Raw genomic sequence first — 2,209 nt, forward strand, 5'->3', positions numbered from 1 at the left:
AATAGGGCCTGAAATCAGTTGGCGATCGAGCGACAGGGCGTACAAGGCGATTCTCAAAACGACCGAGGAGCGATCCTCCAGTAGGAAGAGAATCGAGCCGGCGTCGTGTCGTGCGTTTTGAAAAACGACCCAGGGAGTGTACTTACATGGCGAGTCTAACCCGTGAACCGGGGAAGGCGCAGGGAAACCGATACGGCCGCAGTCTTACGACGAGGGCCACCGTGTTCAAGCGCGGGGAGTCATGTGGGTACGACCCGAAACCAGGCGATCTATGCGCGAGCAAGGTGAAGCGTGGCGAAAGCCACGTGGAGGCCTGTTAGAGTTGGTATTCTACAATATCCTCTCGTGACTCGTGTATAGGGGTGAAAGGCCCATCGAGCCTGGCAACAGCTGGTTCCGACCGAAACATGTCGAAGCATGACCTCTTCCGAGATAGCTCGCGGGGTAGAGCTACCGATTGGATGACCCGCCTCCGAGAGGAGTCGGCCATCCTGTCGAACTCCAAACCCGCAAGCGTCGCAAACGAAGGGAGTCCGGTACGCGGGGTAAGCCTGTGTACCATGAGGGGAACAACCCAGAGCCGGGTTAAGGTCCCAAAGTGTAGATTAAGTGCGATTCGAAGGTGGTCTCAAGCCCTAAACAGCCGGGAGGTGAGCTTAGAAGCAGCTACCCTCTAAGAAAAGCGTAACAGCTTACCGGCCGAGGTTTGAGGCGCCCAAAATGATCGGGGCTCAAATCTACCACCGAGACCTGGCCGTACCCGTCACAGGGTAATCGTGTAGGTCGGCGTACTGTTCGGATGGAAGCCCGGGCGAGAGCTCGTGTGGACCGTTCAGTAACGACAATCCTGGTCACAGTAGCAGCGATAGTCGGGTGAGAACCTCGACGGCCTGATGAGCAAGGGTTCCTCGGCACTGCCAATCAGCCGAGGGTCAGCCGGTCCTAAGTCTGCCCGCAACTCGACGCAGACAACGGGAAACTGGTTAATATTCCAGTGCCATCGTGCAATAAACGTCAACGCCGTGTGGAACGCTGAGCCGGGCCTTCGCCCGGTCGAATCATGGAAACTCGTGGACGCCGTCACGGCACGAAGCGAGCGAAACGTGAGATAGGGAAACTCAGCCGTACATAGGGCCCGTGAAAAGACAAGCACGATGTCCGTACCGAGATCCGACACAGGTGCTCTGGCAGCGAAAGCCACGGCCTGTCGGGAGAACCGACGTTAGGGAATTCGGCAAGTTAGTCCCGTACCTTCGGAAGAAGGGATGCCTGCTCTCGACGGAGCAGGTCGCAGTGACTCGGGCGCTCCGACTGTCTAATAACAACACAGGTGACCGCAAATCCGCAAGGACTCGTACGGTCACTGAATCCTGCCCAGTGCGGGTATCTGAACACCTCGTACAAGAGGACGAAGGACCCGTCAACGGCGGGGGTAACTATGACCCTCTTAAGGTAGCGTAGTACCTTGCCGCTTCAGTAGCGGCTTGCATGAATGGATAAACGAGAGCGCCACTGTCCCAACGTTGGACCCGGTGAACTGTACGTTCCAGTGCGGAGTCTGGAGACCCCCAAGGGGAAGCGAAGACCCTATAGAGCTTTACTGCAGGCTGTCGCTGAGACGTGGTCGCCGATGTGCAGCATAGGTAGGAGACATTACACAGGTACCCGCGCTAGCGGGCCACCGAGTCAACATTGAAATACTACCCGTCGGTGACTGCGACTCTCACTCCGGGAGGAGTACACCGGTAGCCGGGCAGTTTGACTGGGGCGGTACGCGCTCGAAAAGATATCGAGCGCGCCCGAAGATCATCTCAGCCGGGTCGGGAATCCGGCGAAGAGCGCAAGAGCACAAGATGGTCTGACAGTGTCATTCCCAACGAGTGACGCTGACGCGAAAGCGTGGTCTAGCGAACCTACGAGGCTCCGGAATGGGGCCCGTAGATGACAGAAAAGCTACCTTAGGGATAACAGAGTCGTCACCCGCAAGAGCACATATCGACCGGGTGGCTTGCTACCTCGATGTCGGTTCCCTCCATCCTGCCCGTGCAGAAGCGGGCAAGGGTGAGGTTGTTCGCCTATTAAAGGAGGTCGTGAGCTGGGTTTAGACCGTCGTGAGACAGGTCGGCTGCTATCTATTGGGGGTGTAATGGTACTTGACGTGAACGAACGTATAGTACGAGAGGAACTACGTTTGGTCGCCACTGGTGTA

1 rRNA gene is annotated in these 2,209 nt (G+C 57.2%); it reads left to right on the forward strand.

What is annotated here, in order from left to right:
• A 23S ribosomal RNA gene (locus J2751_RS15400) occupies positions 1–2,209 on the forward strand; the annotation flags it as partial.

This window comes from Halorubrum alkaliphilum, from assembly GCF_017873815.1.
GTDB classification, from domain to species: domain Archaea; phylum Halobacteriota; class Halobacteria; order Halobacteriales; family Haloferacaceae; genus Halorubrum; species Halorubrum alkaliphilum.